At 58.1% G+C, this 14,576-nt stretch carries 11 protein-coding genes; 3 read left to right on the top strand and 8 right to left on the bottom strand.

Going from position 1 to position 14,576, the window contains the following annotated elements; genetic code table 11:
- Window positions 1-6: 6 nt before the first annotated feature.
- Window positions 7-327 (bottom strand): 50S ribosomal protein L24, encoded by a 321-nt coding sequence (gene rplX / locus ACYVB2_RS10965; RefSeq protein WP_382432855.1) that lies wholly within the window; start codon window positions 325-327, stop codon window positions 7-9.
- A gap of 10 nt (window positions 328-337) precedes the next feature.
- Complete coding sequence (gene rplN, locus ACYVB2_RS10960; RefSeq protein ID WP_382432853.1) at window positions 338-706, bottom strand: 50S ribosomal protein L14; 369 nt, start codon at window positions 704-706, stop codon at window positions 338-340.
- 283 nt (window positions 707-989) lie between these two features.
- On the opposite strand from rplN, the gene proC reads away from it, so the two are divergent.
- Window positions 990-1,823 carry a pyrroline-5-carboxylate reductase gene (gene proC, locus ACYVB2_RS10955; RefSeq protein ID WP_382432851.1) on the top strand — a complete coding sequence of 278 codons (834 nt, stop codon included), beginning with the start codon at window positions 990-992 and terminating at the stop codon, window positions 1,821-1,823.
- A gap of 60 nt (window positions 1,824-1,883) precedes the next feature.
- Here the strand turns inward: proC and ubiA are convergent, their stop codons facing one another.
- From ubiA to ACYVB2_RS10935, 4 genes are all read right to left on the bottom strand, one after another.
- Window positions 1,884-2,756: a 4-hydroxybenzoate octaprenyltransferase gene (ubiA, locus tag ACYVB2_RS10950; protein ID WP_382432849.1), complete on the bottom strand. Its 873-nt coding sequence runs from the start codon at window positions 2,754-2,756 to the stop codon at window positions 1,884-1,886.
- Window positions 2,757-2,903: 147 nt separating this feature from the next.
- The gene (locus ACYVB2_RS10945) at window positions 2,904-4,466 is read right to left on the bottom strand and encodes a CYTH and CHAD domain-containing protein (protein ID WP_382432847.1); all 1,563 of its coding nucleotides are present in this window, start codon (window positions 4,464-4,466) and stop codon (window positions 2,904-2,906) included.
- Window position 4,467: 1 nt separating this feature from the next.
- The gene (locus ACYVB2_RS10940) at window positions 4,468-4,968 is read right to left on the bottom strand and encodes a Dps family protein (RefSeq protein ID WP_382432845.1); all 501 of its coding nucleotides are present in this window, start codon (window positions 4,966-4,968) and stop codon (window positions 4,468-4,470) included.
- 78 nt (window positions 4,969-5,046) lie between these two features.
- Window positions 5,047-6,012: a LysR substrate-binding domain-containing protein gene (locus ACYVB2_RS10935; protein WP_382432843.1), complete on the bottom strand. Its 966-nt coding sequence runs from the start codon at window positions 6,010-6,012 to the stop codon at window positions 5,047-5,049.
- A 339-nt stretch (window positions 6,013-6,351) separates the two neighbouring features.
- Here ACYVB2_RS10935 and htpG point away from each other — a divergent pair, with 339 nt between their 5' ends.
- Window positions 6,352-8,310 (top strand): molecular chaperone HtpG, encoded by a 1,959-nt coding sequence (gene htpG / locus ACYVB2_RS10930; protein ID WP_382432841.1) that lies wholly within the window; start codon window positions 6,352-6,354, stop codon window positions 8,308-8,310.
- Window positions 8,311-8,390: 80 nt separating this feature from the next.
- Here the strand turns inward: htpG and ACYVB2_RS10925 are convergent, their stop codons facing one another.
- A complete protein-coding gene (locus ACYVB2_RS10925) occupies window positions 8,391-10,850 on the bottom strand; it encodes an adenosylcobalamin-dependent ribonucleoside-diphosphate reductase (protein ID WP_382432839.1) in 2,460 nt (819 codons plus the stop codon).
- A 115-nt stretch (window positions 10,851-10,965) separates the two neighbouring features.
- The gene (locus ACYVB2_RS10920; protein ID WP_460536544.1) at window positions 10,966-13,653 is read right to left on the bottom strand and encodes a sensor domain-containing protein; all 2,688 of its coding nucleotides are present in this window, start codon (window positions 13,651-13,653) and stop codon (window positions 10,966-10,968) included.
- 55 nt (window positions 13,654-13,708) lie between these two features.
- On the opposite strand from ACYVB2_RS10920, the gene purU reads away from it, so the two are divergent.
- Window positions 13,709-14,557, top strand: coding sequence for a formyltetrahydrofolate deformylase (gene purU, locus ACYVB2_RS10915; RefSeq protein ID WP_382432835.1), 849 nt, complete (start codon window positions 13,709-13,711; stop codon window positions 14,555-14,557).
- Window positions 14,558-14,576 lie beyond the last annotated feature (19 nt).

Below are 14,576 nucleotides of genomic sequence, written 5' to 3'. Positions count from 1 at the left end.
TACCCCTTAGGCCGTCTTGATTTCGGCGCCGTTGGACTTGAACACACGAGTACGTGTGCCGTCAGCCTGCACCTTGATACCGACGCGATCGGCCTTGCCAGTGGCAGCATTGAAAATGGCCACGTTGGACTGGTGAATGGGCATCGCCTTATCGACGATACCGCCAGTCGAACCCTTCATGGGGTTGGGCTTGACATGCTTCTTGACCAGGTTGATGCCTTCGACCACCAGGTGGGAATCATCAGCGCGCAGCGTTACGGTGCCGCGCTTGCCTTTGTCGCGTCCTGTGAGTACGACGACTTCGTCGCCCTTGCGAATCTTGTTCATCGCGCCGTCCTTAGAGAACTTCGGGAGCCAGAGACACGATCTTCATGAAGCGTTCGGTACGCAGTTCACGCGTCACGGGCCCAAAGATGCGGGTGCCGATGGGCTCCAGCTTGGAATTGAGCAACACTGCTGCGTTGCCATCGAATTTGACGAGCGAGCCATCGCCACGGCGGATGCCCTTGGCTGTACGGACAACCACTGCGCTGTAAACCTCGCCTTTTTTGACGCGGCCACGTGGAGCGGCTTCCTTGATGCTCACCTTGATGATGTCGCCAACACTGGCATAGCGACGCTTGGATCCGCCCAGCACCTTGATGCACAGGACGGACTTGGCGCCGGTATTGTCGGCAACGTCTAACCGGGTTTCTGTTTGGATCATTTCAATATTCCCAACTTGCACCAACAAGATCAACAGCCCCAGAGAAACTCTCAAGCGCTGCCAACCAGCCAGTCAGTCTTGGGCCCGTCGTCAGCGACGCAAACCATTTGCAACGCTTCTTGTGGGGCAGAAACTTCGCTTTTTGACAGCGAAGCCCGCGATTGTTTCAAAAAAATGTTGGGGTGTCAATGCTTAGATCCATTTGTCGCAGCAAAAAGACAACCGGCGATGCATCGCAAGCCGCTACCATGCCAATCTTTACTTGACGATGGAGACTCCCCGCATGTCAACAACTACTGCAACCCGTTTTCCACAGATCGCCTTCATTGGTGGAGGCAATATGGCCAGTGCCATTCTGGGAGGACTGATCCACCAAGGGCTGCCTCTGGGCCAGATCGAAGTAGTAGAGCCTTGGGAACAAGCCCGCACCGCATTGCAACAGCAGTTTGGTGTGGTGGCACACGCCGGTGCTGGCCCCCAGTTAGAACGCGCTGAAGTGGTCGTCTGGGCCATCAAGCCCCAAAACTTCAAAGATGCCGCCTTGGACACCCAAAGCTATACCCGCAATGCCTTGCATCTGAGTGTGGCCGCAGGTATTCGTAGCAGCAGCATTGCCCATTGGCTGGGTAGTGAGCGGGTCGTGCGGGCCATGCCCAATACGCCGGCCTTGATTGGACAGGGCATCAGCGGGTTGTATGCCCGACCATCCGTCAGTGAGACAGAGCGGCTGTTGGTGGAGCAAATCATGGCCTCGACAGGCGCACATCTGTGGGTAGAAGCAGAGGCGCAGTTGGATGCAGTGACTGCTTTGTCAGGCTCTGGCCCAGCGTATGTGTTCTATTTTCTGGAAGCGATGGTGCAGGCTGGCGTGGACATGGGTCTGAGTGCTGCACAGTCGGAGCAACTGGCTATTGCCACTTTTGCCGGTGCCTCCGAATTGGCCAAACGCTCGCACGAATCCCCCGCAGCCTTGCGGGAACGGGTCACGTCCAAGGGTGGCACCACCTATGCGGCGCTAGAAACCATGCGTGGCGCTGAGCTGGATCGGCACTTCATTGCCGCTTTACGTGCAGCCCAAACACGCGCCCAAGAACTGGGCGATGCTTGTGGTGCCTGAGAGGTCAGGGGGGCAACCTGCTCAGTGCAGAACTGGCACTGGCAGCCGCTGCCTCCCGCTTCAATGGCGCACGATATAGCTGGCCACGATACCCAGAAAGACCGTAAACCCCAACCAATGGTTGACGCGAAAAGCATGGAAGCAGCCTTCGCGTGTTCGGTGGTGGATCAGCTTCCAATGCCAAACTACCTGGGCCAAAGCAACTGCCATTGCTATCTCAAACAGTCCTCCTAAGGCCAAGGGTGCCACAGCAACCCGCCATAAGCCAAGGAAGAACAGGTAGAACACGACGATAGCCACCACGTCGAACCGGCCCAAGGTGATGGCTGAAGTCTTGATACCAATCTTCAGGTCATCATCGCGGTCTACCATGGCGTACTCGGTGTCATAAGCGAGCACCCAGAACAAATTGCCCAACCACAACAGCCAAGCCCACCACGGTACGGTGCCTTGCACCGCAGCAAAGGCGATCACGATACCAAAATTGAAGGCAATGCCCAATACCGCCTGTGGCATAGCCAGAAAACGCTTGGTAAAGGGGTAGAGTACCGTGACCAACAAAGCCGGCACTGACCAAGCGACTGCAACGACATTGGTGGTCAACACCAGCGCCAACGCCAGCAAGCTCAACACAACACCGACTGCAATGGCCTCCTGCACCGACACTTGACCAGAAGTGATAGGGCGTTGGGCTGTGCGCTTGACATGGCGGTCAAAGTGACGGTCGGCGACGTCATTGATACAGCAGCCAGCACTGCGCATCAAAATGGTGCCCAACACAAAGACGACCAACAAATGCCAGCCAGGAAACCCTCCAGCGGCCAACCACAGGGCGCTGAGCGTGGGCCAGATCAAAACCAGCCATCCTGCGGGCCTGTCCCAACGGATCAAATCGAGATAAAGAGACAGGCGGCTACGACTCACAGTGGACATGCGAAACAGAAATCAAACAGAGAAAAATCAGAAATGCACACTGCCGCACGCAACGCACGCACGCCACAGCCAATGGTGTGATTGACGGATAGAAGGCACGGGTGGCACCTGCATCGGCGCAGGCGAATTATCTCCGCCTCACCAGCGTCAGGACTGCGGGCTGTTGAGTGCTTGGGCAGCGGCCACACCTTGCAAGAAGGCCTGCCACAAGGGTGAGCCGCCCCAACGCGCCACCAGATGACGCGCCTGCAACAAATCACGGGCCGCCCCCAAACGCTCTTGCAATTGTTGGGCGGCGCGGTGTTGCTGCTGCAAACGTTTGGGCAGCACCGGCGCCAGAGCCTGAACGCTATAGCGCAAACGCTTGGCCCAAATACGCACTTGGTGCTGACGCTCTATGCCCTGAGGGGTGTGATCGTGCTCACAGTCTCGTAGAGCCTGATCTAAGCGTTTAGACCACCGAACCGCTCGGCGGCGCAGAATTTTGATGCCCCGCTCTTGGGCTTTGGCGGAGGGTGAAAGCACACCGACCATCAGCGGCCCATCCAAAGTTTCGAGCCAATGGGACAAAGCCAACAGAGCGGCCCCCACCGATGGCTGCACCAATGCGGCGCGCACAGCAGCCCGCTCTTGGCTAGCCACCTGTGTGAACACCTCTTGCAGATGCTGCCACTCCTTGGAGAGGCTGTCTGTAGCACCATGCAGATGCTGAGCAGCGTAAGCTTGTGCCAAGGGGGGCAGGGTCTGGGTACGTGCCACATCCAAATCACGCAGAGCTCCCAGACTGTCCCAAAGGGGCTGCAATGCCTGCAAGGGCGGCAAGGCCACGCCCGGCAGCAGCGGACGCAACATGCGCCACACGCTGCGAAAACGACGCCAACCAACCCGTGCCTGGTGAACTATTTCTGGAGCTTCGTTGTGCTGTAGCAGGTACAAATTGGCTGTGAACTGGGCAAACGCCTCCCCCAATACACGCCGGGCGATGGCACGCAAGGTGTCTGCCCCCACAAGTTGCGGTGGCCGGGCCTGGACAGGAGCCGCAATGGCCGACTGCTGCAACGCAAATCCCCGCTCGGCCTTGCTGGCAGCCAAGGGCAACACCGCAACGGTGCGAGCGATACGGCTGGCCAAGGCAAAAAGCGCCGAGGGCGGCCCAGCGAGCAACTCTAGCTCCAACTCGCACAAGGGCTCACTGCGACCGGCTGCCGTGATGGTGCCTATGTCTAAGGCTACCTCTATTTGGCTACCGTCACGCTGGCGCACGACCCAAGTGGTGCGCTCAAATTCAGTAACAAAACAAGGCTGCAAGGCAGCCGACAGCGTACCATCAACATCCATTTGCGGCCAGGGAGAATGTTGCAGTAACTCCAGCACCAGCGCCGGGCCAGGCACAGCCATTTCCCACTCACCACGCACGCTGAAAGCAGAATCGCCTTGGCCGGCAGTTTTGAGCGTTTGACGCCACTGTGGCTGCTCTGGGCTACCCAAACGGCGCAGACGCAAAGCAGTGCGCTGACAACGCAGCGCCTGATCAGGGGTGTCAAAATACTGGCTAAATACCGTCTGGCGCTGGGCTTTGCGCCGCGCCAGCACTGGACTGGCTGCCAAAGCGGAAGCCACCACCTGCGGATCGGCACCGGGCAGGGCCAGTTTGATCTCGATTTCGGTGGGTGCTGCGGTGGCAGGCACCGTGCTGGGGCGGCGACCCATCTCAGTCTTCCAACAAAGAGCGCAGCATCCAAGCCGTCTGCTCATGCACCGTCAGGCGCTGGGTAAGCAAATCGGCGGTGGGCTCGTCACTGGCCTTGTCGACCACAGGAAACAAGGCTCGCGCTGTGCGAGCCACCGCCTCGTGGCCTTCCACCAAAATGCGCACCATTTCGAGCGCCTTGGGGGGCTTGGTGGGCACGTCGGGCACACTGGCCAACTTACCAAATTCGGCGTAAGAGCCGGGAGCCGGATGGCCTAGGGCGCGGATGCGTTCGGCAATTGGATCCACCGCATTCCACAGTTCGGTGTACTGCGCCATGAACATGGTGTGCAGGGTATTGAACATGGGGCCAGTGACGTTCCAATGGAAATTGTGCGTGGTCAGGTAGAGCGTATAGGTATCGGCCAGCAAGTGCGACAACCCCTGGGCAATGGCAGCACGGTCTTTGTCGCTAATACCAATATGGATAGCGGGGGCGGTGGTTTTGGGACTCTTAGCCATGATGCTTCTCCTGAAAAAAGGTAGGCTTCCAATGTAGCGCAGCCAGCGCCTTTGTGGCGTTTTGGCCCAGAAAGCCGATTAGGACAACCTCTGCACGCCAGGCAGCTCACAGGCATAGATGGCATTGCGCAAGGCGGCAATGGCCTCATAGCGGGTAAAGCTGCGCCGCCACACCAGCACCACGCGACGCATGGGCGGTGCGCTACCGTCCACCTCTTGCATGGGCAAGTAACGGATATAGGTCTCGTCACTTTTGCGCCGGCGCACGGTGTTGATCAGGGCATCACGGGGCACCGACATCCGGGGCACCAACGTCACGCCCATGCCAGCGGCCACCATGTGTTTGATGGTTTCGAGAGAAGAGCCTTCGAACGATTTACGAATGCCTTCCGCATTGCTGGAGAAGCGGGCAAACTCAGGGCATACTTCCAACACATGGTCACGGAAACAATGACCGGCCCCCAACAAAAGCATGGTTTCGTTGCGCAGGTCATCGGCACTGACGCTCTTTTGGGTGGCCAGTGGATGGGTGCTGGGCACCGCCGCCATAAAAGGCTCATCGTAGAGCGGTGCCATCGCCAAGCCCGTGTCGGGGAACGGCTCGGCCAAAATAGCGCAATCGATCTCACCCGTGCGCAGCATCTCCAGCAAGCGCACGGTAAAGTTCTCTTGCAATAGCAATGGCATCTGTGGCGTGCGCTCAATGGAGCGGCGCACCAGTTCGGGCAAGAGGTAAGGGCCAATGGTGTAGATCACACCCATTGTCAAAGCCCCTGCCAAGGGGTCTTTGCCACGCTTGGCAATTTCTTTGATGGCGGCTGCCTGTTCTAGCACGCTCTGCGCTTGACGCACGATTTCTTCGCCCAACTGCGTCACCGCCACCTCACCCACGCTGCGCTCGAACAGCTTGACGTCCAGCTCTTCCTCGAGCTTTTTGACAGCCACCGACAGCGTAGGCTGGGAAACGTAACAGGCATCTGCGGCTTTACCGAAGTGCTTTTCGCGCGCAACCGCAACGATGTATTTGAGTTCAGTCAGGGTCATGGGAGTATTGTGCTGCGAAGGCCCGTAGCGAGGCCAGACCTATATGTACACACCACCGATGCACCAAGGGGTTGGATGATTGGCTGCATGGTGGCTGAATGCAGCAAGTCTACGTCCTTATAGCGTGTATCGACGCAATTGCCTGCGCAATGCCCCCAACACAATGGGCAACGGAGGCCACACAGCAAGGCTGTGCCGCAAATTTCTTCCTATCGGCTGGCTTGAAACTGCACTCAATGCCCATAACTGCGCGCCTGCCACAGCCGCCCGCCAACACCTGTTAGCAAGGCGCTTTTGTATCTGTGCCATTTTTACACACTGGTCTTCTGGAGAGAACCTATGAGCAAACAAACTATGCACTTTCAGGCTGAAGTAGCCCAGCTGCTGCATCTGGTCACCCATTCACTGTATTCGAACCAGGAAATCTTTCTGCGTGAGCTGGTCTCCAATGCCTCCGATGCTTGCGACAAACTGCGTTTTGAAGCACTGAACAACAATGCGCTGTACGAAGACGCTCCCCAGCTGGAAGTGCGCGTGAGTTTTGACAAAGAAGCCAAAACGCTCACCATCACTGACAACGGCATTGGCATGAGTGCGCAAGAAGCCATCGACCACCTGGGCACGATTGCCAAGAGCGGCACACGCGACTTTATGAACCGCCTAGAAGCGGACAAAAAAGCCGATGCTAAAGAACAAGGCCAGCTCATCGGCCAGTTTGGCGTTGGGTTTTACTCGGGCTTTATCGTGGCGGACAAGATCACGGTCGAGTCGCGCCGTGCCGGACTGGCCCCGGAAGAGGGCGTACGCTGGATCAGTGGTGGCACTGGCGACTTTGAAGTCGAGACCATCACCCGCACCCAGCGGGGTACCAGTGTAATTTTGCATCTGCGTGCCGATGCCGAAGAGTACCTGAATGCCTGGAAAATCAAGTCCATCGTCAACAAATACTCCGACCATATCAGCCTGCCCATCCTGATGGAAAAGGAGGAATGGAAAGAAGGCGAAAACGACCAACCTGGTGGCATGGTCAAGACCGGCGACTGGGAAACCGTGAACAAGGCCAGCGCCTTGTGGACACGGCCGAAAAAAGAGGTCACTGAGGAGCAATACGCCGATTTCTACAAGGCCATCAGCCACGATTTTGAAGCCCCACTCACTTGGAGCCACAACCGGGTTGAGGGCAACACCGAATACACGCAACTGCTCTACATTCCGGCCAAAGCCCCGTTTGACCTTTGGAACCGCGACAAAAAAGCGGGGGTCAAACTGTATGTGAAACGTGTCTTTATCATGGACGAGGCAGAAGCTCTGTTGCCTACCTATCTGCGTTTTGTGAAGGGGGTGATTGATTCGGCCGATCTGCCACTGAACGTGAGCCGCGAACTGCTGCAAGAAAGCCGCGATGTGCGTGCTATCCGCGAAGGCAGCACCAAGCGCGTGCTGTCTATGCTGGAAGATTTGGCCAAACACGACAAACACGAAGCCGCTGAAGGCACCGATGGTGTGACCGATGTGGTGGATGCAGACGACAAAGCCAAAGAAGGCAAGTACAGCAAGTTCTACGCCGAGTTTGGGGCTGTGCTCAAAGAAGGCTTGGGTGAAGACTTTGGCAACAAAGAACGCATTGCCAAGCTGCTGCGCTTTGCCTCCACCAGCAGTGACAGCACCAGCGTTTCACTGGCTGACTACAAGGCCCGCATGAAGGAAGGCCAAGATGCCATCTACTACATCACTGCCGACAACTTGGCCGCGGCCAAAAACAGCCCGCAGTTGGAAGTGTTCAAGAAAAAGGGCATCGAAGTGCTCCTGATGACCGACCGTGTGGATGAATGGGCGCTGAACTACCTGCAAGAGTTTGACGGCACCCCCTTGCAAAGCGTAGCCAAGGGCGCGGTCGATCTGGGCAAGTTGCAAGACGAAACCGAGAAAAAAGCGGCGGAAGAAGCCGCCGAAGCCTTCAAGCCCATGCTGGCTAAACTCAAAGAAGCCCTGAAAGACAAGGCCGAAGATGTGCGCGTGACCACCCGTTTGGTCGATTCCCCAGCCTGCTTGGTGGTGCAAGATGATGGCATGAGCACCCAACTGGCACGGATGCTCAAACAGGCAGGCCAAAAAGCACCAGACACCAAACCCGTGCTAGAAGTCAACCCTGAGCATGCACTGGTGAAAAAGCTCGATGGCAGCGTGCACTTCCACGATCTGGCGCACATTCTGTTTGATCAGGCCTTGCTGGCCGAGGGCGGTTTGCCCGATGATCCCGCCGCTTATGTCAAGCGTGTGAATGCACTGCTGGCCTAAACACGCCCACTAGCCCGACCTGCCACAGACCGGGATTTACAAAGAAACCAGCCTTGCGCTGGTTTCTTTGTATGCGTGTCTTAACCGCAGGTGCCCAAGTGACCGCATTGGGTGCAGTAGTCGCAGCCATCCTTGCGAATGACCGCATGGGCACCACACTCACCGCATTTTTTACCCGCCATGACTGGGGGCGCAGCCGGTGCCAAGGTGGCTGGCTCGGCCTGGGGCAGAGTAGCAGCCCCCTGCTGGCGCAATTTGGCGCGGCGGGCCAGAATGTTTTGGATAGCGTAGGCTACAGCGGCCACTTCGGAGTCGTGCCACATGGGCACTTGGGTGCCATCGGCCTTCTGGTGCGTGCCTAGGCGTACTGGGCCACGGTCCCACACCACCTTGCGCATATCGCTCAAAGCGCGTTCCAAAAAGCCCCCACGCGCAGCCAACGAAAGCAGACGCATGCTGGAAGTCATCCATTGCTGCGATTCGCTGCTCTGGCCTACCGGCATGAAGAACTCAATGGCGCGATCCACGGTGCCGGTGCCCTCAGCATTGGATACTGGCAAGAACGACACCACCAAATAAAGGCGTTTTTTACCTTCCTGCGTCCAGTATTCGACCTTTTCTGCCACCGCCGACAATGCGCCCTTGGGGCGGCTTTCAATGACGGTGCGCATGGGGTCAATCGGTACTGCATTGGTTTCAGTCACAGCGGCAGCGGCGCCACTGGTAGCGGGCGCAGTGGTGCTGTGTACCTCTAGCACCGAACCCAAGATGTTGTTGGGGCGGTAGGTAGCCAGCCCCTTCAAACGGGCGCGCCAAGCTTGTAGGTACAGGCCTTTGAAATCCTCATAGGGATAGTCGGCCGGAATGTTGACTGTTTTGGAAATGGCGGTATCGACAAAGGGTTGCACCGCTTCCATCATGGCAATGTGATCGCCCGCAGACATCTCCAGCGCCGAGACAAAATACTCGGGGAGCTTGTTCACATCGCCACCCAACTCACGGTACAAGCGCCAAGCATGGTCTTCTACGGCATATTCCAAGGTGCTGCCATCGGCCTCACGCTTTTTGCGTTTGTACATCCAAGAGAACGGCGGCTCAATGCCATTGGAGGCGTTGTCAGCAAACGCCAAACTCACCGTGCCAGTGGGCGCAATCGACAACAAATGGCTGTTGCGAATGCCGTGTTTGCGGATGTCTTTTTGCAGCGCGGCGGGCAGGCGGCTGGCAAACGTACCGGGAGCCAAATAGCCCTCTGCATCAAACTGGGGAAACGCCCCTTTCTCGCGCGCCAACGCCACCGAGGCGGCATAGGCAGCGTTGCGCATGCGCTCGGCAATCTGGGCGGCCATTGCACGGCCTTCGGGGGCGTCGTAGCGCAGGCATAGCATAGCCAGCGTGTTGCCCATACCCGTAAAACCCACACCAATGCGGCGCTTGGCGTGGGCCTCGTCACGCTGCTGTGGCAGGGGCCAAAAAGTCACGTCCAGCACATTGTCTAGCGCCCGCACTTGCAGAGCTACCGACTTCTCAAAGGCGTCAAAATCAAAGCTCGGGGCCCCATCAAAGCCGAAGGGGCTGCGCACAAAATGGGTCAGGATGATAGGGCCGAGGTCACAACAGCCGTAAGACGGCAACGGCTGCTCGCCGCACGGATTGGTGGCGGCAATGGCTTCGCAATAGTGCAGGTTGTTGTCGGTATTGATGTGGTCTAAAAACAGAATGCCCGGTTCGGCAAAATCGTAAGCCGACTTCATGATGGTGTCCCACAAATCGCGGGCCTGCACGGTTTGATAAACCCACAGGCCATCTTCGCGCTGGTAGGCACCTTCAGCCAACACGGTAGCACCGGGAGATGCTTTGTGCACCAACTCCCAGGATTGGTCATTTTGCACAGCATCGATAAAAGCATCACTGACGCCGACCGAGACATTAAAGTTGTTCCAGCGTCCTGGCGTACGCTTGGCAGTGATGAAATCGAGCACATCGGGATGGTCAATGCGCAACACGCCCATTTGCGCCCCCCGACGTGCGCCCGCGCTTTCTACTGTGGAGCAAGACTGGTCAAACACATTGATATAGCTGCATGGGCCAGACGCCATCGAGGCGGTGCCCTTGACCTCCGCACCACGTGGGCGGATGCGGGAGAAGTCGTAGCCCACGCCACCCCCCCGGCGCATGGTTTCGGCAGCTTCACGCAGGGCTTCATAGATGCCCGGAAAGCCCTCATCGTCCATACCTTGGATGCAATCGCCCACAGGCTGCACAAAGCAATTGATCAAGGTGGCCTGGATGTCGGTGCCCGCCGCACTCATGATGCGCCCTGCACCAATGGCACCAGCGTGCAAGTTGGCCAGGAACAAGGCTTCGTATTGTTCACGCAGCTCGGCCTTTTCCACACTGGCTAAGGAACGGGCGACACGGCGAAACAAATCTTCGGCGCTGGTCTCCCCGGCCTTGAGGTATTTTTCCTTGAGTACATCCAGGCTGATGGGCTGGGTAGCCGTAACGTCCTGCGCGCGGCCGAGGTTTTCGCGTTTCATGGGGGAATCCTGCAAAGATCAAAAAGATGGGGAATAGGTAGCTGGGGCGGCGCAATGGCACCCCAGTCTGTCGGGTGTGGGTGGCACGCACGCTAGGCACCGACAAAGCCCCCGATTATCCCACTGCTGCCATTTCTGCGTTGGGCGCCACAGTCTGCGCTTGCTGCTGTAGCAGCAGAGCAAACTCATCAGCGGGCAATGGACGACTGAGCAAATAGCCCTGGTAGCTGTCGCAGCCACGCTCTACCAGAAAGGCCAATTGATCTTCGGTTTCTACGCCCTCGGCCAGCACTTTCAGCGTCATGCTGTGCCCCATCGCAATAATGGCAGCACTGATAGCCATGTCATCACTGTGGTGAGGAATGTCACGAATAAAGCTCTGGTCGATCTTTAAGACATCAATCGGGAAACGCTTGAGGTGGGCCAATGAAGAATAACCCGTGCCAAAGTCATCCACCGCCAAATGCAACCCCAGCCCCTGTAAGCCTTCCAGCACCTTGAGCACTTCCTCAAAACGCTCGGCCAAGGCACTTTCGGTGATTTCTAACTCCAGATGACTGGCAGGAAAGCCGGTCTCTGCCAGTACGGCACGGGTGCTGGCCACCAGATCGGTGAGCTGAAACTGCCGGGGCGAGACGTTGACCGCTAGCGTCACGGCAGGCAAGCCAGCATCCAGCCAACGCCTGCCCTGTTGACACACTTGGCGCAACACCCATTCACCCAACGGTGCTATCAAGCCCGAAGATTCGGCCACCGGAATAAAGCGGGCTGGAGAGATGGCACCTTCTTGTGGGTCATTCCAGCGCAGCAAAGCCTCGGCACCAAGGATACGGCCCGTGACGATATCTGCTTGCGGTTGGTAATGCAATTCCAACTGCTCTTGCGCCAACGCTTGGCGCAGACGCGACTCCAACTCCAATCGTTCGCGGGCTGCAATCGTCATCTCTTCGGCAAAAAAGCACAACGCCCCCCGGCCCCGTGCCTTGGCACCATAAACGGCTGCATGGGCACCTTGCAACAGCAACTCGGCGCTGTCGGCATGCTCAGGGTACAGGCAAATACCAACGCTGGCCCCCACCACCACTTCCAACCCCTGTGGAGAATGCCAAGGTTCAGCTACCGCAGCCAGCAGTTGGCGGGCCACCGCTGCGGCCCCATCGGCATGACGCAAATTGCGGGCCACTACAGCCAGTTCGTCACCGGCCAGCCGCCCCAGCAGATCCCCTGGGCGCAAGGCACTGCGCACCTGCCGTGCCAAGTGTTGCAGCACCTCATCGCCTACGGCATGGCCATAGCTGTCATTGACATCCTTGAACCGATCCAGATTGATCAACAGCACGGCCAAATGTTCACCACGGGTCTGTGCCTGCGCCACAGCCCCTTCCAATTGCTGACCAAACCAGACACGGTTGGAGAGCCCCGTCAGGGCATCACGGTGGGCCAAGTATTCAAGACGCTCTTGTTGCGCCTTGGCCTCAGAGATGTCAGAGAAGATGCAAACGTAATGCGTAATGGCCCCCGCATCGTCGCGCACCGCACTCAAAGACATGTGCTCGGGAAAAATCTCACCGTTCTTGCGCCGATTCCAGATTTCACCCTGCCAATGGCCCGTGCGGTGCATGGTGGCCCACATCGTCCGGTAAAAGTCCTGGTCGTGGCGTCCAGACTTGAACTGGCGCGGCGTTTTGCCCAGTAACTCGTCTTCGGTGTAGCCCAGCACCCGCGTAAACGCTGCATTCACCGACAAAATACGGCTCTGCGCATCCGTAACGACCACCCCTTCGAGGGTGTTGTCTACCACGGTGGCTGCAAGGCGCTGACGCTCCTCGGCCATATAGCTGTGGGTCAAATCGGTCAGAATGCCTGAAAATCGCTCGGGCTGCCCCGCAGCGTCCAAGTGGCGCTGGCCCCGGGCCATAAACCAACGCTCTTGCCCATCAAAACAGCGCAAGCGCAGACTCTGGTGAAAAGGATCGCCAGTGGCAACGGCCAAGCGCACAGCGGCCAGCACCCGTTTACGCTCCTCGGGATGCAACCGCGTACGCAAACAGAAGTCATGCAAAAAATCAGCGCCTTGGTAGCGCAACAGGCGCTCTAGGCTGGGAGAGACCGTGCCTTGGTGGGTACGCAAATCCCAATCCCACATGCCGCTGCCGCTGCCTTCAAGGGCCAGATGCAGCCCCGCCTCGCTGCGCTCCAGAGCGGCCCGTGCCGCATGGCTGTCACTGATATCCTGCACCACACAGATCAGATGGGCAGGCTCTCTGGCTGCGCGGGGCACCAGCGTGACGGTACACATCACGGGCACGATCACACCGGTGTCGGGCCGGCGGCATTGGCGCTCGCCTCGGTAGTGATCAATCTCGCCCGCCAGCAAGCGGGCGCGTTGGCGCTCGGCCCAGCTGTTGTCCGCAGGCTGCACGACATTGCGAAACTGGTGCTGGCGCAACTCCTCCAAAGACATGCCGGTCAACTCACACATGCGCTCGTTGGCCCATAGGATCTGGCCGTTGCTGTCGGCGCGCACAATACCGGCTGGGGCGTGGCGCAAAATCAGGGCCGTACGCCGAAAGGCACGCGCTCGCGCATGGTCGCTGCGTTGGAGCAACCACCAAGCCATGCCCCCAGTGACTAACAGGTACAGACTGTCCGCCAAGATATGGTAGCGCGCACCCTCGACAGAATTGGTGGCCAAACCAGCCAATAGATGGTTGATGCCCAGCACCCAGCCTGCGCCCACGGCAAAGTACAGCAGTAGACCCTGCACTGCCCGTTTGCCTCCAGATTCACGGCTTTTGTCCATCAATAGTCCCATTGCGCCCTTGTTTACCAGATCATGCTGCGACAATCCTGTCGCTATGACCCAAGCCTACGTTCTTACTCTTTCATGCCCTGACCGATTAGGGCTGGTACATGCCGTTTCGGGCTTTTTGTTGGAACACGGCGGCAACATTGAAGAAGCCGCCCAGTACAACGATTCTGCTACGGGCCTGTTCTTCATGCGGGTGCAGTTTGGCTGTGCCCAACATGACCATGCCACTCTGTCTGAGCACATGGCCAGCTTTGCCCAACACCACCAGATGCACTGGAGCCTGCATGCCACAGCACAGCCCATGCCCACCGTGATTCTGGTCAGCCGCGAAGGCCACTGCCTTAACGACTTGCTGTTTCGCTGGAAATCGGGGCTACTGCCTGTCGATATCCGCGCCATCATCAGCAACCACCGCGACTTCTACCAGCTTGCAGCCAGTTACAACGTTCCTTTCCACCATATTCCAGTCACCGCTGCCACCAAGGCCCAGGCCGAAGCACGGCAGTACGAAATCATCCAGGCCGAAAACGCCGAACTCGTGGTGTTGGCACGGTATATGCAGGTGCTCTCGAATGACCTGTGTACCAAGCTCGAAGGCCGTGCCATCAACATTCACCACAGCTTCTTGCCCAGCTTCAAGGGAGCCAAGCCCTACTACCAAGCGCATGATCGGGGGGTGAAGCTGATTGGTGCTACGGCCCATTACGTGACGGCAGATTTGGACGAAGGCCCGATTATCGAGCAAGACGTCACACGGGCCGACCACACAGACACAGTGGAAACGCTGACGGCCCGGGGCCGCGACACCGAAAGCCAAGTGCTGGCACGGGCCGTGAAGTGGCACAGCGAGCACCGCTTGCTGCTCAATGGCCACAAGACCGTCATCTTCCGCTAACGGCCCCACCACATTCATG

The sequence above is a fragment of the Giesbergeria giesbergeri genome (genome assembly GCF_054779375.1).
This window is presented reverse-complemented; position numbering and strand designations above follow the sequence as displayed.